This is a genomic window from Quadrisphaera sp. RL12-1S, from assembly GCF_014270065.1.
In the GTDB taxonomy this organism is placed as follows: Bacteria; Actinomycetota; Actinomycetes; order Actinomycetales; family Quadrisphaeraceae; genus Quadrisphaera.
The window spans coordinates 187,137-210,480 of the sequence record NZ_JACNME010000005.1 but is presented as its reverse complement, the minus strand read 5'-3'; the positions used below and the strand labels follow the sequence as shown (position 1 = coordinate 210,480).

At 73.1% G+C, this 23,344-nt stretch carries 23 protein-coding genes; 6 read left to right on the top strand and 17 right to left on the bottom strand.

Annotated elements, in window-relative coordinates; genetic code table 11:
* Positions 1-46: 46 nt before the first annotated feature.
* From H7K62_RS11905 to H7K62_RS11860, 10 genes are all read right to left on the bottom strand, one after another.
* Positions 47-370, bottom strand: a complete 324-nt coding sequence (locus H7K62_RS11905; protein ID WP_186718376.1) for a hypothetical protein — start codon at positions 368-370, stop codon at positions 47-49.
* A 126-nt stretch (positions 371-496) separates the two neighbouring features.
* Positions 497-973, bottom strand: coding sequence for a DUF4395 family protein (locus tag H7K62_RS11900; RefSeq protein ID WP_186718374.1), 477 nt, complete (start codon positions 971-973; stop codon positions 497-499).
* Positions 966-1,394, bottom strand: a complete 429-nt coding sequence (locus H7K62_RS11895) for a TlpA family protein disulfide reductase (protein WP_186718372.1) — start codon at positions 1,392-1,394, stop codon at positions 966-968. The genes H7K62_RS11900 and H7K62_RS11895 overlap by 8 nt, the downstream gene beginning before the upstream one ends.
* Positions 1,395-1,512: 118 nt before the next feature.
* Positions 1,513-2,154: an isochorismatase family protein gene (locus H7K62_RS11890; RefSeq protein ID WP_186718370.1), complete on the bottom strand. Its 642-nt coding sequence runs from the start codon at positions 2,152-2,154 to the stop codon at positions 1,513-1,515.
* 28 nt (positions 2,155-2,182) lie between these two features.
* Complete coding sequence (locus H7K62_RS11885) at positions 2,183-3,130, bottom strand: YceI family protein (protein WP_186718367.1); 948 nt, start codon at positions 3,128-3,130, stop codon at positions 2,183-2,185.
* Positions 3,131-3,953: 823 nt separating this feature from the next.
* Positions 3,954-6,041 carry a cell wall-binding repeat-containing protein gene (locus H7K62_RS11880; protein WP_186718365.1) on the bottom strand — a complete coding sequence of 696 codons (2,088 nt, stop codon included), beginning with the start codon at positions 6,039-6,041 and terminating at the stop codon, positions 3,954-3,956.
* A gap of 659 nt (positions 6,042-6,700) precedes the next feature.
* Positions 6,701-8,125 (bottom strand): type I glutamate--ammonia ligase, encoded by a 1,425-nt coding sequence (glnA, locus tag H7K62_RS11875; protein WP_147927597.1) that lies wholly within the window; start codon positions 8,123-8,125, stop codon positions 6,701-6,703.
* Between the two features lie 174 nt (positions 8,126-8,299).
* The gene (locus tag H7K62_RS11870) at positions 8,300-9,124 is read right to left on the bottom strand and encodes a carbohydrate ABC transporter permease (protein ID WP_186718364.1); all 825 of its coding nucleotides are present in this window, start codon (positions 9,122-9,124) and stop codon (positions 8,300-8,302) included.
* Positions 9,121-10,092, bottom strand: coding sequence for a carbohydrate ABC transporter permease (locus H7K62_RS11865; RefSeq protein ID WP_222437478.1), 972 nt, complete (start codon positions 10,090-10,092; stop codon positions 9,121-9,123). Before H7K62_RS11865 ends, H7K62_RS11870 begins: the two co-directional genes overlap by 4 nt.
* A gap of 2 nt (positions 10,093-10,094) precedes the next feature.
* On the bottom strand, positions 10,095-11,480 hold the full coding sequence (locus tag H7K62_RS11860) for an ABC transporter substrate-binding protein (protein WP_186718361.1): 1,386 nt from the start codon (positions 11,478-11,480) through the stop codon (positions 10,095-10,097).
* 239 nt (positions 11,481-11,719) lie between these two features.
* Between H7K62_RS11860 and H7K62_RS11855 the strand changes: the two genes are divergently transcribed.
* The 4 genes from H7K62_RS11855 to H7K62_RS11840 are packed head-to-tail and all read left to right on the top strand — an operon-like array spanning position 11,720 to position 14,756.
* Positions 11,720-12,706 (top strand): alpha/beta hydrolase, encoded by a 987-nt coding sequence (locus H7K62_RS11855; protein ID WP_186718359.1) that lies wholly within the window; start codon positions 11,720-11,722, stop codon positions 12,704-12,706.
* A 37-nt stretch (positions 12,707-12,743) separates the two neighbouring features.
* Positions 12,744-13,760 carry a PucR family transcriptional regulator gene (locus H7K62_RS11850; protein WP_186718357.1) on the top strand — a complete coding sequence of 339 codons (1,017 nt, stop codon included), beginning with the start codon at positions 12,744-12,746 and terminating at the stop codon, positions 13,758-13,760.
* 32 nt (positions 13,761-13,792) lie between these two features.
* Positions 13,793-14,197, top strand: a complete 405-nt coding sequence (locus H7K62_RS11845) for an RDD family protein (RefSeq protein ID WP_222437477.1) — start codon at positions 13,793-13,795, stop codon at positions 14,195-14,197.
* A gap of 10 nt (positions 14,198-14,207) precedes the next feature.
* Positions 14,208-14,756 carry an NUDIX domain-containing protein gene (locus tag H7K62_RS11840; RefSeq protein WP_186718355.1) on the top strand — a complete coding sequence of 183 codons (549 nt, stop codon included), beginning with the start codon at positions 14,208-14,210 and terminating at the stop codon, positions 14,754-14,756.
* Between the two features lie 25 nt (positions 14,757-14,781).
* Here the strand turns inward: H7K62_RS11840 and H7K62_RS11835 are convergent, their stop codons facing one another.
* From H7K62_RS11835 to H7K62_RS11805, 7 genes are all read right to left on the bottom strand, one after another.
* Positions 14,782-16,152: an APC family permease gene (locus tag H7K62_RS11835; protein ID WP_186718353.1), complete on the bottom strand. Its 1,371-nt coding sequence runs from the start codon at positions 16,150-16,152 to the stop codon at positions 14,782-14,784.
* Between the two features lie 137 nt (positions 16,153-16,289).
* Positions 16,290-16,895 carry an HAD-IA family hydrolase gene (locus tag H7K62_RS11830; RefSeq protein ID WP_186718351.1) on the bottom strand — a complete coding sequence of 202 codons (606 nt, stop codon included), beginning with the start codon at positions 16,893-16,895 and terminating at the stop codon, positions 16,290-16,292.
* Positions 16,896-16,921: 26 nt separating this feature from the next.
* Entirely contained in the window at positions 16,922-17,674 is a 753-nt protein-coding gene (locus H7K62_RS11825) for a DUF4191 domain-containing protein (RefSeq protein WP_186718349.1), read from the bottom strand.
* Between the two features lie 91 nt (positions 17,675-17,765).
* Positions 17,766-18,794, bottom strand: coding sequence for a lipoyl synthase (gene lipA, locus H7K62_RS11820; RefSeq protein WP_186718347.1), 1,029 nt, complete (start codon positions 18,792-18,794; stop codon positions 17,766-17,768).
* A 7-nt stretch (positions 18,795-18,801) separates the two neighbouring features.
* Positions 18,802-19,338, bottom strand: a complete 537-nt coding sequence (locus tag H7K62_RS11815) for a flavin reductase family protein (protein ID WP_370591741.1) — start codon at positions 19,336-19,338, stop codon at positions 18,802-18,804.
* Positions 19,335-20,729, bottom strand: coding sequence for an NtaA/DmoA family FMN-dependent monooxygenase (locus H7K62_RS11810; RefSeq protein ID WP_186718345.1), 1,395 nt, complete (start codon positions 20,727-20,729; stop codon positions 19,335-19,337). Before H7K62_RS11810 ends, H7K62_RS11815 begins: the two co-directional genes overlap by 4 nt.
* A 199-nt stretch (positions 20,730-20,928) precedes the next feature.
* Entirely contained in the window at positions 20,929-21,441 is a 513-nt protein-coding gene (locus H7K62_RS11805) for a MarR family winged helix-turn-helix transcriptional regulator (protein ID WP_186718343.1), read from the bottom strand.
* Positions 21,442-21,480: 39 nt separating this feature from the next.
* Between H7K62_RS11805 and H7K62_RS11800 the strand changes: the two genes are divergently transcribed.
* Positions 21,481-22,398: a DMT family transporter gene (locus tag H7K62_RS11800; RefSeq protein ID WP_186718341.1), complete on the top strand. Its 918-nt coding sequence runs from the start codon at positions 21,481-21,483 to the stop codon at positions 22,396-22,398.
* Positions 22,382-23,326: an LLM class F420-dependent oxidoreductase gene (locus H7K62_RS11795; RefSeq protein WP_186718339.1), complete on the top strand. Its 945-nt coding sequence runs from the start codon at positions 22,382-22,384 to the stop codon at positions 23,324-23,326. Before H7K62_RS11800 ends, H7K62_RS11795 begins: the two co-directional genes overlap by 17 nt.
* Positions 23,327-23,344 lie beyond the last annotated feature (18 nt).

The following is a 23,344-nucleotide window of genomic DNA, read 5'->3' as shown; positions in this document are numbered from 1 at the left end:
GTCAGCAGCGGCGGGTGAGGAGGCGCGCGACGGTCGGGGGACGCCCTCAGTCGGGGACGGTGAGGGGCGCCCGGGTGCCCACCGGGCCCGGGGAGCCCGGGTGCTGCGTCACGAGGGCAGCGCTCTCGACCGTTCTGGGCGCAGCCGCGCTGGTCACGCCGTCCGGGAGGTCGTCCCCGGCTGACGGGGACGTCGACGGCGCCGCCTGCGCGTCCTGAGCGCACAGCGCGGGGGCGGCGCTCGTGGTCGCCGGCGTCGTCAGATCCCGTGCTGCGGCGCCCGGCGCCAGGACCGCCGCGAGCACCGCCAGCAGCACCACGAGGACGGCGCTCACCGGGGCTCGTCGCGGCGCCGTGGGGCGTTCGGGCACCCCGTGACGCTACCCAGAGCGACGGATGATCGGGAGCGGTGGTGCGGCCCCACAGGTCAGCGCTGCGCCAGGTGGTGCACCACCACCTGCTCGTGGTCGAGGAGTGACGCAGCGTGACACCCCGGGTCAGGGGCGGCTGAGCGTCCGTCCGCCGGGGCGGGCCAGGCCGGTGCGCACCAGCCACACGTAGAGCAGGCAGCCCAGGCAGACGTCGAAGACGGCGTTGAGCAGCGCGGCCACCAGGGCCAGCGCCGCCGCCACCGCCGCCGCGAAGGGCACGCCGACCACGGCCAGGACCACGCCGGCGGCGGTGATCACCAGGCCCACCCGCTGGGCGAACGTCGGCGGCGCCGGGTCCTCCAGCTCCCCCGGGGGAGCCAGGCGGGGGCGCACCCACCGGCGGAACAGGGCGGCGTAGGGGTGGCGGCGGATCCCCGCGAAGCCGCCCCAGGCGAACAGCGCCGACAGCGCCGCCAGCAGCAGCACGCCGATCACCTGCGTGCCCTCGGTCAGGGTGAGCACCAGGGCCACGGCCAGCAGCACGCTGGTGATGGCGGCTCCGAAGCGGGGGGAGCGAGGGTCCACTCCCTGGACGTCATGCACGGGCGGTCTCCTCCAGGACGGCGATCAGCGACGCCGAGACGTCGGCGGGGCGAGGCGGCCCGCCGAAGCGGGTGCGCACCGTGCGGGAGGCGTCCACCACCAGCACGGTCGGGGTCTGGGCCACGGAGAAGCGGCTGGCCAGCTCGGGCCGCCGGGTGAGGTCGACGTCGAGGCGCGCCACGCCGGGGTGGGCCTGCGCGAGCCGGTCCAGCTGCCGGGCGGTGGCGGGGCAGCGGGCGCACGTGGGCGTGGAGAACAGCACGAGGGTGGCGCGGTCGCCGTAGTCCGCTGCCGGGGCGAGGTCGTGGGCGTCCCCGGTGGCGGTCCGGGCGCGACCGGTGCGGCGGCGCAGCACGGCGCCGAGCAGCAGCGTCACGACGACGACGACGAGGAGCGCGATGACGGCCGTCCCAGCAGGCACGTCACGAGGGTAGGAGAGGCTGTCCACCGCGCGGGAGGCGCTCCCCGGCGCGACCGCCGACCGGGTGACCGGCGGTCGCGAGCAGCCACAGCCCGGCTCAGGTCCCCGGTCCCCTGGCTCAGGAGGCGGACGCCGCGGCCTCCGCGCCGGCCGTCGCGGAGGAGACGAGGTCGCTGCCGCTCGCGAGCTCCGCGCCGTCGAGCGAGGCGACCCAGGACGCGGTGTCCGTGACGCTCGCGAAGTTCGAGTGCAGCAGCGCCATCAGCGTGCGGTGCAGCGTCTCGGCGTCCACCGCGCCGGCGTCGTTGGCCAGGTGGACGGCGCCCGTCGCGTCGCGCAGCACCTCCACGGCGAACCCCAGCCCCTCGGCCTCCACGGCCGAGGCGAGGATGCAGTTGTTGGTCATGAAGCCGACCAGCGCCACCGTGTCCACGCCCTGCTCGCGCAGCCGCTCAGCGAGGCCCGTGCCCGCGAAGACGCTGCCGAACCGCTTGGTCACGGACCACCAGTCGTCGCGGCGGTGCGCCTCGACGTCGGGGTGGAGGGCGAAGCCGGGCTGCGTCGGGTCGAAGACCGGAGCGCCTTCGCCGGAGTCGTGCTGCACCACGACCACCGGCACCCGGGCCTGCGCGGCGGCGTCGAGCGCGCGCACCACCTGCGGGACCGACTCCTCCAGCGGAGGGTGCTGGATCTGCAGCGGACCGCTGGCGTAGTCGAGCTGGACGTCGACGACGACGAGGGCGCGGCGGGGTGAGGACACGGGCGGAGTGCTCCTTCGTGGCGGCGGGTCAGGTCTCGCGGACGGCTTCGAGGTCGATCGTGACCCGCAGCGTGGTCCCGAAGATGGCCACGCCCAGGCCGAACGTCTCCTTCCACTTCATGGCGAAGTCGTTGCGGCTCAGCTGGGCGGTGGCCTGGAAGGCGACCCGGTGGCCGCCCCACGGGTCGGTGCCGGTGCCGGTGCACCGCAGCGCCAGCGGCACCCGGCGGGCGGTGCCGTTGAGCACCAGCTGGCCGTCCAGCTGCCACCCCCCGGCGCCGTCGGGCAGCAGGCCCCGCCCCTCGTAGGTGATAAACGGGTGCTGCTCGACGTCGAGGAAGTCGGCGCTGCGCAGGTGCTCGTCCCGGGCCCGGACGCCGGTGTCGACGCTGGCCGCGTCGATGCGCACCAGCACCGAGGAGCCGGTGAAGGGCTCCGCCACGTCGATGGACCCCTCCAGGACGGAGAGGCGCCCGGTGACCGCGGAGAGGCCGAGGTGGTGGGCGGTGGCCGTCAGGGAGGTGTGGTCGGGGTCGATCTTCCAGCGCCCGGCGGGGGGCAGGTCGGCAGCGCCCACGCGGTTCAGGCGGAGCTCACCGAGGTCGACGACCACCTCCTCGGGCCTGGTGGCGCTCGGGGAGTGCACCACCACGGTGCTGGCGAAGGGCTCGTGCCCGGCGCAGGCCACCAGCAGCGTGGCGGGGCCGGGCTCGAGGTCGGTGAGGACGAACCTGCCGTCCGAGGCGCTGGTGGCGCGCGCGCTGCCGGCGCCCTCGATGGCGAGCAGGGTCACCGTGGCGGCGGGCAGCGGCCAGCCGTCACGGGTCAGGACCACCCCGTGGGCGCGTGCGCCCCCGAACCCGGGCCCGCTCAGCGTGCGCCCGGCCTGGGCCGCACCGTCGACCGCGGATGGCGCCTGGACGGTGACCTCCGGCGCGGGAGCGCCGCGTCGTGCTCTGTGGCGGCCGAACTTCACGGGAGGCCGCCTGCCACCGCGCCCTCGATGTCCATCAGCACCACGGTAACCGCCGCGAGCCGCCCCGGCACCGCGGGCTCGAGGGACCTGATGGATCACGTGTCGTAGTACATCTCGCAGCTCAGGAGCAGGCCGCTGAGCAGCGCAGATGTGCCGACGTGGTCCTCGAGCTGCGCAGCTGCCGTTGGTCGCCGTTGGCTCTGAACAGGTGTTCTCGGCTGCGTTGAGGACCAGATGGGGACCGGTGGCACTGTGGACCACGACACGGGGCTCTTGCCGCGGGTGTCACTCTGAGTGACCTCCCCGCTGTCAATCATCCAGCGAGCACTGTGATCAGTCCTGAGCCGCACGCCAGCAAGGCGTATTTCGTTCGCAGCGGTGCCGCAGGCACACTGCGAACTACCGGTCTTCTGCTTGTACTGGCCGACGTGCGTCGAGATGGTGATGCCCCGTCCTAGCGAGGCCGACGGGTCTCGTCGGCGATCTGATCGGCGGTGGGCGCTGAGACGCCGCCGGCCCCTCGCTCACCTCCGCGAGGGTCCGTGCGGTGGTGACGATGTGTGTGATGAGCCGCCGGAGCCGCTAGTCGTCGGCTGAGCACCTGAGCCCGATGGTCAGCGTGTCGCTGGTCGGACGGGCAGCACGGCGATCGTCGGCAGACCGTGACCTGGTCAAGATGTCCGACTTCCTCGCGCACGCCTGGATCAGGCGCAGCCGAAGCAGCTGACGTCGCCCCGACCCAAGGCTCTTGAAGCTCGCGGACCCCGCAGTCCACGGCTGGTGCACCTCCGCACTGCACAGGTGCACCAGCCACGGGAGGGACCTACTCCAGCACCACGCCCGGGGCCGCCGCGGTGGTGGAGTTGCCGTCGTCGTTGAAGACCGTCGCTGTCACACCGCCGGGCACCGAGGCGCCGCGAGTCAGGCCGGAGCTCATCGTCTGAGCGCGGACGGTGAGGATCAGGACGGTGGGGTTGGAGGGGTCCCTCTCGTACAGCACGAAGCCCCCGTTGTAGGTGATGCCGTTGACGCCGAGGAGGTCTCGAACGTCCTGCTGTGTCGGGGAGCCGTTGGCCCCGCTACGCACCGGCTCGGAGAACGTCAGCCGCAGCACGTCGTTCGTCGTGGACCACGTGTTGTCGCTGGCCACGTCGCTGATCAGCTGAGCACGAGTGATGGATGGGAAGCGGGCATCGTCAACGCTGCGCTGGGCACCGTCTGCGAGCTGGTTGCCCGCGAGGTCGACCACGTCGCCCGCCGTCGCTGAGGGGGTGGCATCCGCGTAGGCGACTGCGTCGGTCGCCGTCGCGTTGACCAGCGCCGTGTCCGCGCCCCACAGCAGACGCAGCTTCCTAGATTCGTCAGGATCGACGGAGATGCCCGTGGCCGGCGTGCGCACACCCCCTGAGGTGGTCGCGTACCCGAAGAGTCCAGGGGTGATGGAGGGCGTGGTGCCTCCCGAGCCCACCACGGCTTCGGAGAAGGTGAGCTCAACGGTGCGAGCGTTGACGACCCGCGCCCCGGTGATCCACGGGCGCTGCTGGTCCAGCACCCCTGTCAGGACCCGCGGAGCCAGCTGGACCCCGCTGGTGGTGATGACGTCACCGGTGTCCGTGGCGGGGTCGCTGTCGGCGTAGGTGAGCGTGGAGGTGTTCCTGGTGGCCAGGTCGCTAGCAAAGGTGAGGGTGATGGACGTGCGGTCATCAGGCCCGATGACCGCACCACCCGGGATCGGGTTGAGGACCTGGCCCTGGACCGACCCCGTGGGGTTGTAGGCGAACTGTGACGCATCAAGCGCATCACCCTGTGCGGTGACCGGACGGCTCATGCGGACGGTGACTCGTCGGGGACCGTCGACGGCGGCGGAGACGATCGCCGGTGGCGTGGTGTCCGGAGCAGCAACCGGAGGCGCGATCACCAGTGGTGGTGTCGCGGCTTGCGCTGCATCGGCCACCACGAGGTCCGAGACCGAGGCCGGACCCCCGATGACCCACTTAGCACCGGTGAGCGCGGACGCGTTCGCCTTGAGGTAGGTCTGGGTCGAGGGGAGCCCCGCGAAGAACACGGAGGCTCCGGATCTGCCTAGGAGGGGAGCTGAGGAGAGGGCGTCAGCGGTACTGGGCCGCAGTGAGTCCAGCAGCGCGATGCTCGACACCGGCTTGTTCGTGAAACCGGTCTTCCACCGTGCCAGGTCCACTGCCTGCTGACCCAGGTCGGCCGTCAGGTTGAGCTCGATCGGCTTGCTGCCCCCCAGGGTGGACACCGTGCGCAGGAGGTTCTCGCGGTAGGCCTCGGTGTTGACGGCGGTCTTGATGGAGCCGCCTTCGATCGAGTGGGTGATGTAGGGGTTGTTCCCTCTGTCGCCCAGCAGGATGGGGGCGCGCAGCTCGTAGGCGACCGATGCCAGCGGCAGCGTCCGTGTGAAGTCGATGTCGCTGCCGGAGGTGGCGAAGGCGAGGCGCGGCTGGCCACCGGACTCCTCGATCACCTTGATGGTCTCCGCGGCCACGATCGCCGACGTCTGATAGCGATCGGCGCCGGCGATGCGCGTGACGTCGAGGCCTGCCTGGCGCAGGTCGACCGGGATCTTGGCGCCCAGGACGCCTGTGCCCCCGACCAAGGTGATCTTCTTGGTGCCGAGGCGCTTGATCTCGTCCAGCACCAGCAGGGGGACGTCGTCCTTGTTGGTGAACAGGATCGGGGCGTTGTTCGCTCCGGCCAGGCCGGCGGCCGCGAGGCCGTCAGCTGGACGCCAGCCGTTGACCAGGATGACGCCGTCGGCGTCGCCCTGGGGGAACGTGAGCTTGGAGGAGGCCACCGCCGTGGCGAGCCGGTCAGCCCCCGCGACGCGTTCGAAGATGATCGACGAGGCGGCTGCTGCTGGATCGGCCGCGACCGTCGAGACGCCCACGAAGGAGGCGGTGACGGTGACCGCTGAGACGAGCAGGCGTGTCAGCGCCGGATGACGGTGCATGGGTGGGAGCTCCGCAGGAGGGGGTGCCGGTGGTTGTGACGGGAGCACCGCAGGGCGGGCAGCGTCAGGAGTCGACCTTGACATCGCACGGCTTGTAGATCGCGCACCCTGCGGGCGAGTCTTCTGATCAGTCAGGCGGGGATCGAGTGACACTCGCTGCGTGAGATCGAGCCGGCCCTCGTGGAGGGCCGTCCCACAACCACCGTCTCCGGAACGTCGATGGGAGCGCCGGCAGCGGCTGTGCGTAGGTCAGCTCGGAGTGCGTGGCGGAGGCGCTGGACGAAGGCGTTGGAGTTGTTGTCGATGGCGACGACGTGGGCGTGGACGTCGGGACCGTCGTAGCGCTCGCCACGTCGGTGCGAGGCGGCGGCGGCGAGGTGTTCGTGGTGGTGGCGTTCGGCCAGCATCTCGCCGCTCAGCGCTCGAACGCGGGGGCATGCCCCTGCCTGTCCCGCTGTGCTTCGGGACAGCCCCAGTACCCACCACCTACACAAGAGGACGACAAACGGCGGGTGACGCCGGAAGACGATGGGAGCCGTCCTCGCAGGTCACCCGCCGTTTTCTACGCCGAGGCGCAGGTCAGCGGTGAGGCTGGATCAGATGTCGTAGTACATCTCGAACTCGTGCGGGTGCGGGCGGAAGCGGATCGGGTCGATCTCGTTCTTCCGCTTGTACTCGATCCAGGTCTCGATGAGGTCCTCGGTGAAGACCCCGGAGTCGGTCAGGTACGTGTGGTCCTCCTCGAGCGCGTCGAGGACGGCGCCGAGCGAGCCCGGCACCTGCGCGATGGCGTCGTGCTCCTCCGGCGGGAGCTCGTACAGGTCCTTGTCCACCGGGTCCGGCGGCTCGATCCGGTTCTGGATGCCGTTGATGCCGGCGAGCAGCATCGCGGAGAACGCCAGGTACGGGTTGCACGACGGGTCCGGCACGCGGAACTCGATGCGCTTGGCCTTGGGGTTGGAGCCCGTGATCGGGATGCGCACGCACGCGGAGCGGTTGCGCGCCGAGTACACGAGGTTCACCGGCGCCTCGTAGCCCGGGACCAGGCGGTGGTAGCTGTTCACCGTCGGGTTGGTGAAGGCCAGCAGCGACGGGGCGTGGTGCAGCAGGCCGCCGATGTACCAGCGGGCCATGTCGGACAGGCCGCCGTAGCCGGACTCGTCGTAGAAGAGCGGCGAGCCGTCCTTCCACAGCGACTGGTGCACGTGCATGCCGGAGCCGTTGTCACCGAAGAGCGGCTTGGGCATGAAGGTGACCGTCTTGCCGGCCTCCCACGCCACGTTCTTGATGATGTACTTGAAGAGCATGATCTTGTCGGCCGACTTCGCGAGCGTGTCGAACCGGTAGTTGATCTCGGTCTGGCCGGCGGTGCCCACCTCGTGGTGGGCGCGCTCCACGCCGAGGCCCTGCGCGTCGAGCGCGAGGCTCATCTGGTCGCGCAGGTCGGAGTAGTGGTCGGTCGGGGGGACCGGGAAGTAGCCGCCCTTGTAGGGCGTCTTGTACCCGCGGTTGCCGCCCTCCTCCACGCGACCGGTGTTCCACGCGGCCTCGATGGAGTCGATGTGGTAGTAGGCCTCCTGCTGGGAGGTCTTGAAGCGCACGTCGTCGAAGATGTAGAACTCGGCCTCCGGCGCGAAGAACGCCGTGTCGGCGATCCCCGTGCTCTTGAGGTAGGCCTCGGCCTTCGCCGCGATCTGGCGCGGGTCGCGGCTGTACGGCTCGCCCGTGATCGGGTCGACGATGTGCATGTTGATGTTCAGCGTCTTCTCGACGCGGAACGGGTCGACGTAGGCGGTGTCGAGGTCCGGCACCAGCTTCATGTCCGACTCGTTGATGGCCTGGAAGCCGCGGATCGAGGACCCGTCGAACATCTGGCCCTCGGTGAAGAAGTCCTCGTCCACGGTGGCTGCGGGCACGTTGAAGTGCTGCATCACACCGGGCAGGTCGCAGAAGCGGACGTCGACGAACTTGACGTCGTTGTCGCTGATGTACCTGGTGACCTCGTTCGCGTCCTTGAACATCCACCCTCCTCGGGGGGTCGCGCTGGCACGTCTGGTGCGTCGGCCGTCGTCGCACGCTAGGGAGACGGCGTCTCCGGCTTGTGACGCCGGCGTTTCGGGAACGTTACGGGGGTGGCCGTCGGCGCCGGTGATCGGCCCGGCGCCGACGGCCGGTCTGGGGTGGCGGGGGGCTGCTCAGCCCTTCACGGCGCCGGCGAGCAGCGCCGCCGCGAACTGCCGCTGGAAGATGAAGAAGACCAGCAGCGTCGGCGCCAAGATGAGCAGCGAGCCGGCGCACAGCAGGGGGATGTCCGTGCCGTACTGGCCCTGGAAGGCGCCCAGGGCGCCGGCCATGGTGCGCCGCGTCGGGTCGTCCACCATGACGATGGCCAGCAGGAACTGGTTCCACGTCCAGAGGAACAGCAGGATGCCCAGGCTGGCCAGCGCCGGCCGCGCCAGCGGCACGTGGATCCGCCAGAACAGCTGCCACAGCCCCGCGCCGTCCACGCGGGCGGCCTCGGACAGCTCGGCGGGCACGGTCGCGAAGTGCGCCCGCATCCACACCACGGCGAACGGCATGTACAGCCCCAGCAGCGGCAGGACGATCGCCCACCGCGTGCCGAGGAGCCCCATCTCGCGCACCTGGTAGTACAGCGGGATGACGACCCCCTCGAAGGGCAGCGTCAGGCCCAGCAGGAACAGCACCAGCAGCACGCGGTGGCCCCGGATGCGCAGCTGTCCGAGCGCGAAGCCCGCCATGGTCGCGAAGAGCAGCGCGGCGGGCACCACACCCAGCTCGATGAGGAGGGTGGACCCCAGCAGCTTCCCCATCTGCGCAGCCTCGAAGGCCCGCGCGAAGTTGCCCCACTGCGGCTGCGCGGGCCAGGTGATGCCCTGCGGGTAGGTGCCCCCGGGGTGCAGCGCCGTGACGAACAGGCTGATGAAGGGCACGATCGTCACGGCCATGAGGACGAGGAGCAGCACCCTCCCGAGCAGCGCCTCCCGGCGCGAGACGATCACTGCTCGCCCCTGCGCGTGAACCACTGGACGGGCAGCACCACGAGGACGACGAGCACCATGAGCGTCATCGCCAGCGCGCTGGCCAGCCCGACCTCGCGCTGGGAGAACGCCAGGGAGAAGATCTGCAGGCCAGGGACGCTGGTGGCGCCGCCCGGCCCGCCCTGGGTGGAGATGTAGACGATGTCGAAGCTCGACAGCGCCGCGATCACCGTGACCGTGACGCACACGGCGATCTCCTGGCGCAGCCCCGGCAGGGTCACCGCGAAGAACTCCTGCACGGGGCCGGCGCCGTCCAGGCGCGCCGCCTCGTACAGCGCCGCGTCGATCTTGCCCATGCCGGCGAGCAGCAGCACGGTGCACAGGCCCAGCAGCACCCAGGCGCCGATGAGGCCGACGGCGGGCAGGGCGGTGGTGAAGTCCCCGAGCCAGGCGCGGGTCAGCGACCCCAGCCCCACGGCGCGCAGGAGCTGGTTGACCAGCCCGGTGCTCGAGAGCAGCCAGCTCCACATGATGCCGGCGGCCACCAGCGGGATCACCTGCGGCATGAAGACCACGGTGCGGGCCACGCCGGCGAGGCGGCTGGTGGCGATCCCGCGGATGGTGTTGGCCACCAGGAGCCCGAGCACGACCGGCACCGCGCTGAAGAAGATGATCAGCTCGAAGGCGTGCAGGATCGGCCCCAGCAGGCGCTGGTCGGTGACGATGCGGACGTAGTTGTCCGCCCCGACGAAGCGCGCCAGCCCGATGCCGTTCCAGTCGTACAGGGAGTACTGCAGGGTCAGCCCGATGGGCCGCAGCACGAACACCCCGTAGAAGGCCAGCGCGGGCAGCACGAAGAGCCACCCCGCCGCGGCGACCGCCCGGCGCCCGGCGGGGGAGCGGCGCGAGCGGCCCCGCGGGGCGCCGGCCGGCGAACGGCCGGACAGCTGCGTCCGCAGCTGTCCGGCCTCGTCCTCGGAGACGGCCAAGGTCAGCCCTTCAGCTGGCTCTCGTAGTCGGACTGCACGCTCTTCAGCAGCCCGTCCGGCGTCTGCTGGCCGGCCACCAGCTTCTGCAGGTTGGGGGTCCAGCTCTGGGCGTAGATCGCGCCGGTGGCGTTGGCGAGGAAGTCCATGGCGCCGTCGTCGGCGGTGATCTTCGCTCCCGCCTCCAGGGTCTGCGCGGTGACCGAGCCGGCCTGCGTCGGCGGCATGAAGGCGTCGGCCGGGCCCATCGGGTGCGATCCGCCCACCTCGACCGTCGTCGTGCGCGCCTGCTGGTCGGTGGCCACCCAGTTCAGGAACGCCGCCGCGCAGTCCGCGTGCGGCGCCTTGTTCGCGATCCCGAACGTCAGCGGCGCCGACATCGCGGCCTGCTTGCCACCGGCCTCCCGGGCGGGCATGAGGAAGAAGCCGGCCTTGCCCGCCATCTGCTTGTCCAGGTTCGCCGACTCCCAGTCGCCGTCGAACATGAACAGGCCGTCGCCGCCGATGAAGCGGCTCATCATGGTCGGGTAGTCGACGGAGTTCGCGTCCGAGGCGAAGTAGCCCGCCTTGACCCACTCGTCGAGCTTCTGCGCCGCCTGGAGGTTCTCGGGCGTGTCGATGGTCGCGCCGGACTTGTCGAAGATCCAGTCGTTGAGCTCGCTCGGGGAGCCGTAGGCGGCCATGAGGTTCTGCAGCGGGAACAGCAGGCCCCCGGTGGCGCCGCCGTTGAACTGCTGGATGGGCGTGATGCCCGCGGCCTTGGCCTTGGCGAGCGCGTCGTCCAGCTCGGCGATCGTGGTGGGCGCCTGCGTCATGCCGATCTTGGCGGCGAGGTCCTTGTTGTAGAAGACGCCCGTCATGCTGAAGTTCAGGCCCAGGGCCTGCAGCGCACCGGAGCCGCGCTCGCCGTTGGTGCCCACCCGCAGCTGCTGCAGCTGGGAGGCGGGCCACTGGTCCCACCCGAACGCCTTCGCGTACGGGTCGAGGTCCTTGAGCAGCCCGTCCTTGGCCAGCTCCGACATCTGCGGCAGGCGCATGAGGTCCGGCGGGTTGTCGGCCAGCACGCGCGGCGCGTTCTGCGTGATGACCGCGAACTGGTCCTCGCGGACGTCGAACGTGACGTTGGGGTTGGCCTTGGTGAACTCGTCGAACAGCGCCTTCGGCAGCGGGAAGCCCGACTCGACGTAGGCCGACAGCTTCACCGGCTCGGTGCCGCAGCTCGGCTTCTCCCCGGCGGCGAGGGTCGACGACGACGACGGGCCGGTGGCCGCGGTGTCGCTGCCGGGGGCGGAGCAGCCGGCCAGCAGGAGTCCGGCGGCGGCCAGCGCGGCGACGCCGGCGGGGCGGCGCAGCAGCCGGGGGGCCCGGCGCGCGGCGGGGGTGTGGGACATCTCTCGTGCCTCCTTTGGCAGCGCGGGGCGGTGGTCACCCGGCGCGACCAAGGCTGGCTGCCGCGCGGGTGGGCGGACAACCGCCACGTGGCGCGCCGCAGCCCCCCGAGTCCGCCGCCGTGGCGGCTTCCCACCCGCGCCGCCGGTGGCGGACGCTGGTCCTCCGGCGCGGGCCACCGACGGCTCCGCACTCCCGAGACACTGCCGCGACGCTGTTCCTGACGGGCCTGGTGAACCACATGACGACGTCTGCCAGCGGGCTGCTGCCCGCTCCGCCGCTGGACCCGGAGGTCGCGGCCGCCCTCGCCGTGCAGCTCGAGACCCCCTCGCCGATCACCGAGGCCGACGTCCCGCTCAAGCGCGCCGAGGACGACGCCGCCGCCGTGCTCGTCCAGCAGCGCGTGGCGGAGCGGGGACTGGTGCGCACGGACCTGACCGCCACCGGCCACGACGGCGCGCAGGTGCCCCTGTCGCTGGTGCACCGCCCGGACCGGACCGCCACCAGCCCGCTGGTCTACTTCGTGCACGGCGGCGGCATGATGCTCGGCAACCGGTGGAGCGGGGCCGACGTGTTCCTCGACTGGGTCGAGCGGTACAACGCCGTCGTCGCCACCGTCGAGTACCGCCGGGCCCCCGAGCACCCCTACCCGCTGCCCCAGGAGGACGTCTACGCGGGGCTCGTGCACCTGGCCGAGCACGCCGAGGAGCTGGGCGTGAACCCGGCCGCCGGGGTGCTCGCGGGCATCAGCGCCGGCGGGGGGCTGGCCGCTGCCGCCGCGCTCATGGCCCGCGACCGCGGCGGTCCCCAGGTGGCCGGGCAGCTGCTGCTGGCGCCCATGCTCGACGACCGCGGCGTCAGCTGCTCCACCCGCCAGTACCCCACCGGCATGTGGAACGCCGTGGAGAACGAGCTGGCGTGGCGCTCGCTGCTGGGGCCCCTCTACGGGACCGACGCCGTGCCCGCCTACGCCGCGCCCGCGCGCGCCGCGGACCTCTCGGGCCTGCCGCCGGCCTTCGTCGAGGTCGGCAGCGCGGAGGTCTTCCGGGACGAGGCCGTGGAGCTCGCGAGCCGGATCTGGGCCCACGGCGGCCAGGCCGAGCTGCACGTGTGGTCCGGGGGCGTCCACGGCTTCGGCACCTTCGAGCACACGGTGCTGGCGCAGGGCGCGCTGCACTCCGCCCGCAACTGGCTCGACAGGGTCCTCGGTGTCAGCGGCAGGCCCTGACGGCACGATGGTCCGGTGAGGGTCCGGTGATGCGGCGGTGAAGGAGCTGATCCAGCGGCTCAGCGCCCTCGACGAGGACGCCGGCGCCGCCATGAAGATCATCCTCCACTTCGACACCCTGCTGGGCCGGGGCGCGGGGCTGGAGTCGTTCCTGCGCGGGGCCGCCGTCCTCGCCGGTCACCCCGCCGGGCTCGCGCACCCCCAGCACCGCCTCTACCTGCGGGTGGGCGCCGACGGGCGGCCCACCGAGCCGGTCGTCGCCGCCGACGAGGTGCAGCGCTGGCCCCACCACGCCCTCGACGACGGCTCGGGCGCGGTGGTGTGGGTGGAGCGGCCCGAACCGAGCTCCCTGGACGGCGTGCTGCTGGAGCGGCTCGCGGCCGGGGTGCACCTCACCCTCGAGCGGGTCTCCCCGGCGGCCCTCGACGACGACGCCGGCGCCGTGGAGATCCTGCTGTCGCCCTCCTCGGACGACGCGCGCCGCAAGGCCGCCCGCAGGCTCCGCCTGCCCGACGGCGCCCGCGTGCACGTGGTGGCCTCGGCCGCCGACGCCCCGGCGCCCTTCAGCCGGCGCAGCGCGGTGCTGGCCACGGCCGACGGCGACGTGCGCGCCTCCCTGGTGGAGGCCGTGCGCTTCTCCTCGGCGTGCCTGGCCGGGGTCGGCAGCGCCGTCGGGCTGCACGACCTCCCGTCGTCGTGGTCGCAGGCGCTGGTCGCGCTGCGCCTGGCCTCGCGCATCGCACCGGTGGTGCGCTGGGAGGAGCTGGGCGCGCTGAGCCTGCTGGCCGGCGTGCCGGCCGACGTGCGGACCGTCCACCCCGACGTCGTCGCGCTGAGGGAGGCCGCTCGCGAGCCGTGGGGGCTGGACACGCTCGAGGCGGTGGTCCGCACCGAGAGCAGCCGCGCGGCCTCGGCGGTGCTCGGACTGCACCACTCCACGGTGCAGACCCGGCTGGCGCGGCTGGAGGACCTGCTGGGCTACCGCCTGGCCACCGCCGACGGCCGCACCCGCGCCACCGCCGCGCTGGTGCTGCACCGGCTCACCCCCACCTGAGGGGGACGCCGCGCTCGCCTAGCCTGGGCAGCGTGAGCGCACCCGCGGACACCTGGCCCGGTCGGGGCCTGGGGCTGCCCGAGGCCGGCCCCGGCTCGCTGGCCTCCCCGGGCCGGCGCGTGGTCGCGCTCGTCGTGGACTGGCTGGCCTGCTCGCTCGTCTCCTACGCGTTCTTCCACTACGACCCGGTGGTGACGCTGCTGCTCTTCGTGGCCGAGCAGGTGGTCCTGGTCGCCACGCTGGGCGGCAGCTTCGGGCACGCCCTGGTGGGCCTGCGGGTCCACCGCCTCGTCACCACGACGACGCCCCCGCCGCCGCTCGCGGCGCTGCTGCGCGCCGTCCTGGTCGGGCTGTTCGTGCCCGCTCTGCTGCCCGGCGGTGACGGCCGGCAGCTGCACGACAGGCTCGCCGGCACCGTGCTGCTGCGCCGCCGCTAGCGTCGCCCGCGTGGAGCAGCTGGAGAGCCGGGTCGTCTACGCCAACCCCTGGATCAGCGTCCGGGAGGACCTGGTCCGCCGCGAGGACGGCTCCACCGCCGTCTACGGGGTGGTGGACAAGCCCGACTTCTGCGTGGTGCTGCCCCGCACCACCCCGGCGGACGGACCCGGCGACGGGTGGTGGCTCGTCCAGCAGCACCGCTACCCGGTGGGGGCCCGTCGCTGGGAGTTCCCGCAGGGCAGCTGGTCGCACGGCGCCTCGGGGTCCCTGGAAGAGCTCGCCCGCGCGGAGCTGGCCGAGGAGACGGGCCTGCGCGCCGAGCGCCTCACCCCGCTGGGCGGATTCGACCTGGCGGCCGGCCTCACCTCCCAGCGCGGTCACGCCTGGCTGGCCGAGGGGCTCACCCCGGGGCCGCAGCAGCTGGAGGAGACCGAGGCCGACCTGGTCACCCGCTGGTCCTCCCGCGACGAGGTCGACGCCATGGTGGCCGACGGGCGGCTGGTGGACGCGGTGAGCCTCGCCGCGCTCACGCTGCTCGCGGCGCACGGGCTCCGCTGAGCCCGCGCACCCCGCCGTCGTCGTCCTACTCCTCCAGAGAGGCCATCGGGCGGCGCAGCCCGCGGGTGTAGACCAGCAGGTACACCAGGCCGATCGCGGCCCAGACGCCCCCGGCGACGAGCGCGTCGCTGTGCAGCTGCGTCCACAGCGCGGCCGTCAGCAGCGTCGCCACGGCGGGGACCACCACGTTGCGCAGCACCTCGCGCGGGGTGCGCACCTCGCGGCGGCGGACGGCGAAGTGGGCGATCACCGAGGCGTTGACGAACGTGAACGCCACCAGCGCGCCGAAGTTGATGCAGGCCGAGATGAGCTCGAGGGAGAAGTCCACGGCGAGCAGGCACACGGCGCCGACGATGATGATGTTGATGACCGGGGTGTGCGTGCGCGGGCTGACCCAGCGCAGCCCGCGCCCGGGCAGGGCGCCGTTGCGGCCCATCACCAGCAGCATGCGGGCGACGCTGGCGTGGGAGGCCAGCCCCGAGGCCACGGTCGCCACGAACGCCGCGCCCACGAGCAGCGCCTGGAACAGGGGACCGCCCACGAGGTGGCCGATCTGCGGCAGCGGGTCGTCGGTGAACTCGCCGAAGGGGCCGTTGTCGGGGAAGCGCAGCTGCGTGACGTACGCCGCCACCAGGAAGATCGCCCCGCCCAGCAGCACCGTGAGCATGATCGCCCGCGGCAGTGTCCGGGGGGTCTTGGCCTCCTCGGCGTACATGGTCACCGCGTCGAAGCCGATGAAGGAGAAGCAGACGACCGTCGCGCCGGTGAGGACGAGCGGCAGCGTGGTCTCGGGGCCGGCGAAGGCCCGCGCGCTCACCAGCGTGCCGGCGCCCTCGCCCTGCAGCAGCTGGTAGCTCGCGATGACCACGAACACCGCCATCACCGTGACGGCCGCGGCCAGCAGCACCAGGTTGACCTTGGAGGTGCCGCGCATGGTGACCGCCACGAGCGTGGTGGTGCAGACCGTGTAGACCACCACCACGAGCCAGCTGGGCACCGACGGGAAGACCTGCTCGACGTACAGCTTGACGATCAGGGCGTTGACCATGGGCAGCAGCAGGTAGTCGAGCAGGGACGACCAGCCGACCATGAACCCGACGTTCGGGTGCATCACCTCGCGCACGTAGGTGTACGCCGACCCGGCCGAGGGGAAGACCGCGACGAGCTTGCCGTAGCTGGTGGCGGTCAGCGCCATGACCACCAGCGCCAGGAGGTAGGCGGACGGCACCGCGCCGCCGGTGGTGTCGGAGACGATCCCGAAGGTGTCGAACACCACCGTGGGCGTCATGTAGCCCAGTCCCAGGCCCACCAGCGCGACCAGGCCCAGGCTGCGGGCCAGGCCGCCCCGCGCCGAGGTGGACGTGGACCCCGTGACCGACGTGCCCGTGGCTGTCATCGCTGCTCCTCACCCGCGCAGCGCCCCGACGGTGGAGCGCCCGGGCAACTGTCGGGGTCGCAGCAGCGCCTGTCCAGAGCCTCGCCGGCACATCGGCGATGCTTTCCAGGCACCTTCTCGATGCCTGCAGGGCATCGTCAGGCGTCGAGGGTGTCCAGGAAGACGCGCAGGTCGGCCGCTCCGGTGAAGAGGTGGGCCACCATGCCGGCGGCCTCGGCGCCCGCCACGTGGCGCGGGGAGTCGTCCACGAAGGCGCACGCCGACGTGGGCAGCCCGAGGTCGGCGGCGACGTGCTCGTACACGGCCCGGTCCGGCTTGGCGACGCCGATCCGGTACGTCGCGTAGACGGCGTCCACCTCGTCCTCCACCCCGAGCCGGGCGAGGTCCGCGTCGAGCCTGTCGGTGGCGTTGCTCAGCAGCACCACGCGCCGCCGTGCCCGCTGCTCCCGGACCAGCTGCAGGACCCCCCGGTCCACCTGGCCGGCGGAGGCCGACCAGCTGGCCACGACGTCGCGCGCGGACTCCAGCGGCACGTCGTGCGCCTGCGAGAGCCGCTCGGCCGTGCCCTCGCGCCACTGCGCGTCGGTGGTCCGGCCGGTCACGACGGAGCGCAGGGCCGGCTTGTCGAACGCCGCGCGGTACAGGGCGCCCCGGGGGACGCCCGCGCGGGCCTCCGCGGCCGCCCACTCGTCGGGGTCCCAGCGGCGCAGGACCCCGTCGACGTCGACGACGAGGGCCTCCACGCGCCGGCGGGAGCGCGCGTCCCTGCTCAGCGGCCCCTCACCGCACGCCGGTCGGGGCGGGCGCGGAACGGGTCGATGCCCTTGGGGATGGGCGGCCGCACACCGCCGAGCGCCTTGAGGCGCTTGGTGACCTCGGCGACCTCCTGCTTGGTGAGCTTGCGCTCCAGCCGCTGCACCGCGCGGGGCAGCTTGGGCAGCGGGGTCTGGCCCTCGCCGCGGCCGCACTGGATGGTGTGCAGCGGCACGTCGCGCAGCACGCGCGCGGTCTTGCGGCGCTCGTCCTCCAGCAGGCGCGCCACGCGGGGGGCGGGACCGTCGGAGACGAGGACCACGCCGGGGCGCCCGACCACGCGGAAGACGACGTCACGGGTGCGCGGATCGATGGCGACCGGCTCCTCCTCGACCAGCCAGCCGCGGCGCAGCGTGCGCAGCGCCGCGCCGGCGGCACCGGGCTGGCCCTCGAGGCTCTTGTACGCGGCCGACTCGGCGCGGCGGGCGAGCACGAACAGCGCTGCCAGCACGGCGAACAGCACGCCGATGATGCTGAAGTAGATGGGGTGGCCGGTGAGGACGCCGATGACCACGAAGACCGCGAGCGGGACCAGCAGCGCGCCGAGCATCCACCACGTGATGGACGGGTCGACGCGGGCGGTCATCCGGTAGACCTCGCGCATCTGCGCGATGCGCCCGGGACCGGTGCGGGGCTTGCGGCGGAACAGCCCTCGACGGCGCCCCTCCGCCGGGGCGGACGAGGGCGCGGGGTCGGAGCGGCGGGCCATGGGGAAGATTCTAGGCGCGCTGACGGGCGACGCCCTGACGCCGTGCGGCGACCAGGCGACGCCCGTCCGGGCGGTCAGCGGGAGCGGGCCGTCAGCTGTGGCGGGCGAGGACGGCGGTGGCCTCCTGGCGGGCCGGGCCGGCCGCTGAGGCGGCGCCCAGGTGGGCCAGGTGCTCGGGCAGCTGCCCACCGCGGGCGGCGAGCGCCGCCGCGTACAGCCGTCCCGCGCGGTAGGAGGAGCGCACCAGCGGCCCGGCCAGCACCCCGGTGAACCCGATGTCGCTGGCCTCGGTCTGCAGCGCCACGAACTCCTCCGGCTTGACCCACCGCTCCACGGGGTGGTGGCGCGGGGAGGGCCGCAGGTACTGGGTGATGGTGATGATGTCGCAGCCCGCCGCGTGCAGGTCGCGCAGCGCCTGCACGACCTCCTCGTAGGTCTCCCCCATCCCCAGGATGAGGTTGGACTTGGTCACCAGGCCCGCCTCGCGGGCGTCGGTGATGACCCCCAGGGAGCGTTCGTAGGTGAAGGCGGGGCGGATCCGCTTGAACACCCGCGGGACGGTCTCGACGTTGTGGGCCAGCACCTGCGGGCGGGAGGAGAAGACCTCCGCCAGCTGGGAGGGGTCGCGGTTGAAGTCGGGGATGAGCAGCTCCACCCCCGTCCCAGCACCGTCGACGGTGGGGTTGGCGTGGATGCGTCGGACGGTCTCGGCGTACAGCCACGCTCCGCCGTCGTCCAGGTCGTCGCGGGCGACGCCGGTGATGGTGGCGTAGCGCAGGCCCATGGTGGCCACCGACTCCGCGACGCGGCGGGGTTCGTCGGCGTCGAAGGCGGCGGGCTTGCCGGTGTCGATCTGGCAGAAGTCGCAGCGGCGGGTGCACTGGTCACCGCCGATGAGGAAGGTGGCTTCCCTGTCCTCCCAGCACTCGAAGATGTTGGGGCAGCCGGCTTCCTGGCAGACGGTGTGCAGGCCCTCCCTCTTGACGAGGGCGGTCAGCTTCTGGTGCTCCGGGCCGGTCTTGGCGGTGGTGCGGATCCACTCGGGCTTGCGCTCGATGGGCACGGCGGCGTTGCGGGCCTCCACCCGCAGCATCCGACGTCCCTCAGGTGCCAGCGTCATGCGCTCATCACCCCACCAGGGTAGGTGCCACCGTGGAGAAGGTGCTCGCGTGGAACACCAGGGGTCCGGGCTCGAGCACCCGGTGGGCGTGCACGCGCAGCAGCACCACCAGGTGGTCGCCCCCGGGCAGCTCCTGCTCCACGGAGCACTCCAGCCACGCGGCGGCGCCCTCGACGAAGAGCGCGCCCCCGTCGCCGTCGACCAGCGAGAGCCCGGCGAACCTGTCGGCGGTGCGGGAGGCGAGCTGCCGCGCCGTCCTGTCGTGGGCCTCGCCGAGCACCGAGATCCCCAGCCGCTCAGCGCCGACGAGCGTCGGCCAGGTGGACGACGCCCGGTCGACGCAGACCAGCACCAGGGGCGGGTCGAGCGACACGGAGGTGAACGAGCTCATGGCCATGCCGACGGGGGAGCCGTCCACCCGGGCGCACGCCGAGACCACGCCGCTGGGGAAGCGGCCGAACGCGTCGCGCAGCGCGCGGTGCGCCGTGGCTGCGTCGGGTGCGTCGTCGACGGCGACCAGGCCGGCCGGCGAGCCGGCGCTCACGCCGTCGCCCAGGTGCGCGCCGCGGCGCCGGGGTGGTCGGCGGGCAGGTGCCGGTGGCCGGCGCCGAACATCCGCTCCCGCAGCGTCTCCTCGGTGTACTCGGTGCGGAACCGGCCGGCGGCGCGCAGCCGCGGCACGACGTGCTCGGCGACGTCGACCACCGAGCCGGGCTGCACGAACGGCTCCAGGAGGAACCCGTCCACGCCGGTGGAGTCGACCAGGTCGAGGACCTCCCCGACGACGTCGTCGGGGGAGCCGACGGCCACCATCCCCCGGGAGCCGCGCGTGCGGTGCGCTTCGATCACGTCGCCCACCGTAGGTCCGGGAGCGCCACCGGCCTGCCGCAGGTGCCTGTCGACCTGGCTCTGGCCCATCTCGGTGCGGATCCCCGCGAACGGCGCGTCGGGGTCGTAGGCGCCGAGGTCGATGCCGGTGAACAGCGCGTAGCTGGCGATGGCGCTCTCGCGGGTGTTCAGCGCCAGGTACTCGGCGTACCGGCGCTCGGCCTCCTCGCGGGTGGGGGCGACGACGACGGACAGCCCGACCATCGTCCTCACCGACCCGGGCGCCCGTCCGGCCTCGACGGCGAGCCGGTCCAGCGTCGCCACGTGCTCGGACAGCCGGGCCTTGGTGGAGCCCTGGAGGAAGACGCACTCCGCGTGCCGTGCGCCGACGCCGAGACCCGCCGTCGACGTGCCCGCCTGGAAGAGCACCGGTGTGCGCTGGGGAGAGGCCGCGGTGTTGCTGTACCCGTCCACGGAGAAGTACGGGCCGGTGCGGGTGACGCGGTGGACCTTGGCGGGGTCGGCGTAGGTGCGGCCCGCCTTGTCCGCCAGCACCGCGTCGTCCTCCCAGGAGCCCTCGAGGACGGCGTAGGTGGTGAGCAGGTGGTCCTCGGCCATGGCGTAGCGCTCGTCGTGGGGGACCATCGGCCGGCCGAAGTTGGCCGAGGCGCTCTCCGCGAAGCTCGACGTCACCACGTTCCACCCGACCCGGCCCCGGGTGAGGTGGTCGAGGGTGGAGAAGCGGCGGGCGTTGGCGAACGGCGGCTCGAACACCGTCGAGGCCGTCACCACGAACCCCAGCTGCTGCGCGGCGTGCGCCATGGCGGGCACGAGCAGCATCGGGTCGAGCCGGGGGAGCTCCATCGCCTCGCGGGCGTTGACGTCGGGCCGGGCACCGCCGATCTCCCCGTGGCCGTAGCTGTCAGCGAGGAAGCAGAAGTCGAAGGTGGCGTCCTGCAGGCGCTCGGCGGTCTCCACCCAGTACGACAGGTCGGCGTAGCGGTGGGTCTGGTTGTCGGGGTGGGTCCACGTCGTCATCCCGCCGACGTTGAGGACGGGGGTCTCGAAGAGGCCGAGCTTGACCTGCTTCTCCTCGGTGCTGGGCATGGCTGTGCTCCTGAGCTGGGGGTGGTCACCGGGCCGGGGTGGGTGCGCAGGGCGCGCGGCCGTGCTCAGGGGCGCAGGTCGCCGCGGGTGGTGTCCTCGGCGTACAGGGGCATCTTCCGCGTCACGGCGAGGCAGGCGGGGTGCACCTGCGCGTGACGGGGGGCCATGCGGCGGACGCTAGGTGCGGGCCGCGGGGGCGTCAACGGGGTCGGGCGACATCCGCGGGCGCCTCGTGCTGGGCGAGCCAGTCCCTGAGGATGCGCTCCAGCGCCGCCGCGTCGGCGTCGGGGATCTGCCCGACCAGCCGGTGCTCGTTGGCCACGTGGTCGCTGAAGGCGGCGTCGATGACGCGGTGCCCCTCGGCGGTCAGCGCGACCACGCGGCCGCGGCCGTCGGTGTCGCTGGTGCGGCGGGTGACGAGCCCGGCTCCTTCCAGCCGGTCGAGGCGCTTGGTCGTCCCGCCGGTGGTGACCATGGTGGCGGCGGCCAGCTCGCCGGCGGTCAGGTCGGCACCGGAGCGGCGCAGCGCGGCCAGGACGTCGAAGTCGCCCTCGGACAGCCCGTGCTGGGCGTAGACGGCCTCGAGCTCGCGGGTCAGGGCGGCGGCCAGCCGGTGGAGCCGGCCGATCACGCCGAGGGGGGTGACGTCCAGGTCCGGCCTCTCGGCGCGCCACTGCTCCTGCAGCCGCGCCACGTGGTCGTGGTCGCTCACCCCTGGAACATATCTTCCCGGCAAGGCATTGTGTCTTCCATGGAAGGCAACTGGCGCTGGGTCGCTCTGACGGCCGTGGCCCCGCTCTCCTGGGGCGCCACGTACTGGGTGACGGGCCAAGCCCTGCCGCCGGACCCGCTGTGGGGCGGCGTGCTCCGCGCCCTGCCCGCCGGCCTGGTGCTGCTAGTGCTGCCGCTGCACCAGCGGGGCCGGTTCCTGCGCGGTCCGTGGTGGTGGCGCGCAGCCGTGCTCGGCACCCTCGTCAACGGCGCCTTCTTCTCCCTGGTCTACGCGAGCGCCCAGCTGCTGCCCTCCTCCGTGGCCGCCACGGCCACCGGCCTGAGCCCGCTCGTGGTCTTGGCGCTGTCGTGGCCCCTCCTCGCCCAGCGGCCCCGCCTGGCGTCCGTCGCAGCCGCGCTGGTGGGGCTGCTCGGCGTCGTCCTGCTGGTCGGCGCGGCCACCTCCGGGCTCGACCCGCTGGGCGTGGGCGCCGCGGCAGCGGGCGTGGTCGTCTTCGCCGTCGGCACCGTGCTGTCCCAGCGCTGGGCCCGCCGGGCCACCGCCGCCGGTGAGCCCGTCCCGTCCGCCCTGACGATGACCGCCTGGCAGCTCACCCTCAGCGGGCTGCTGCTCGCACCGGTGGCGGCAGCGGTGGCGGGACCACCTCCCACCCTCGACGGTGCAGCCGTGCTCGCCCTCGCCTTCGTCTCGCTCGTGGCCACCGCGCTCGCGTTCACGGCCTGGTTCGCCGGGCTGGCGCGCCTGGACGCGAGCGCCGTCGCCGTCGTCGGCCTGCTCAACCCGGTGGCCGGCGTGGCCCTGGGCACGGCGCTGGCCGGGGAGCACCTCAGCACCTGGCAGTGGACCGGGCTGCTCCTCGTCGTCGCCGGGGTGGTGCTCGGGCAGGCGCGGCGACGGGCGGTGCGTAGGGTCGTGGTCCGTGAGCCAGCGACCTGACCTGCGGATCTTCACCGAGCCCCAGCAGGGGGCCACGTACTCCCAGCTGCTGGCCGTGGCCCGGCGCACCGAGGAGACGGGCTTCTCCGCCTTCTTCCGGTCCGACCACTACCTCGCGATGTCGGACGACCCCGCGCAGGCGCTTCCCGGCTCGACCGACGCCTGGACCACCCTCGCGGGCCTGGCCCGCGAGACGAGCACGGTGCGCCTGGGCACGCTCGTGTCCTCCGCCACGTTCCGGCACCCCGGCGTGCTCGCGGTGCAGGTGGCGCAGGTCGACGAGATGTCCGGCGGCCGCGTGGAGCTGGGCCTGGGCGCCGGCTGGTTCGAGGCCGAGCACGCCGCCTACGCCATCCCCTTCCCGGCGCTGGGGGAGCGGTTCGACAGGCTCGCCGAGCAGCTCGAGCTCATCACCGGCATGTGGGCCACCCCGGCGGGCACCACGTACGACTTCACCGGCGAGCACTACGCGGTCAAGGACTCCCCGGCGCTGCCCAAGCCCGTGCAGCAGCCGCTGCCCGTGGTGGTCGGCGGGGCGGGCAAGAAGCGCACGCCGGAGCTCGCCGCCCGGTACGCCGCCGACTTCAACGCCGGCTTCTGCACCCCCGAGGACGCCGGCCAGCGCTTCGCCCGCGTCCGGGCCGCCTGCGAGGCGGTCGGGCGCGACCCGGGCAGCATCGAGATGTCGGTGGCGCACCTGCTCGTCCTCGGGAAGGACGACGACGAGGTGGCCCGGCGCGCCACGGCGATCGGCCGTGACCCCCAGCAGGTCCGGGAGCAGGGCTTCTGCGGCACGCCGGGCGAGGTCACCGACCTGCTGGGGCGCTACGTCGAGGCCGGCGCCACCCGGTTCTACCTGCAGGTGCTCGACCTGGCCGACCTCGACCACCTCGACGCCTTCGCGTCCCTGGTGACCCCGCAGCTGTAGCCCTCACGCCGCGGCGCG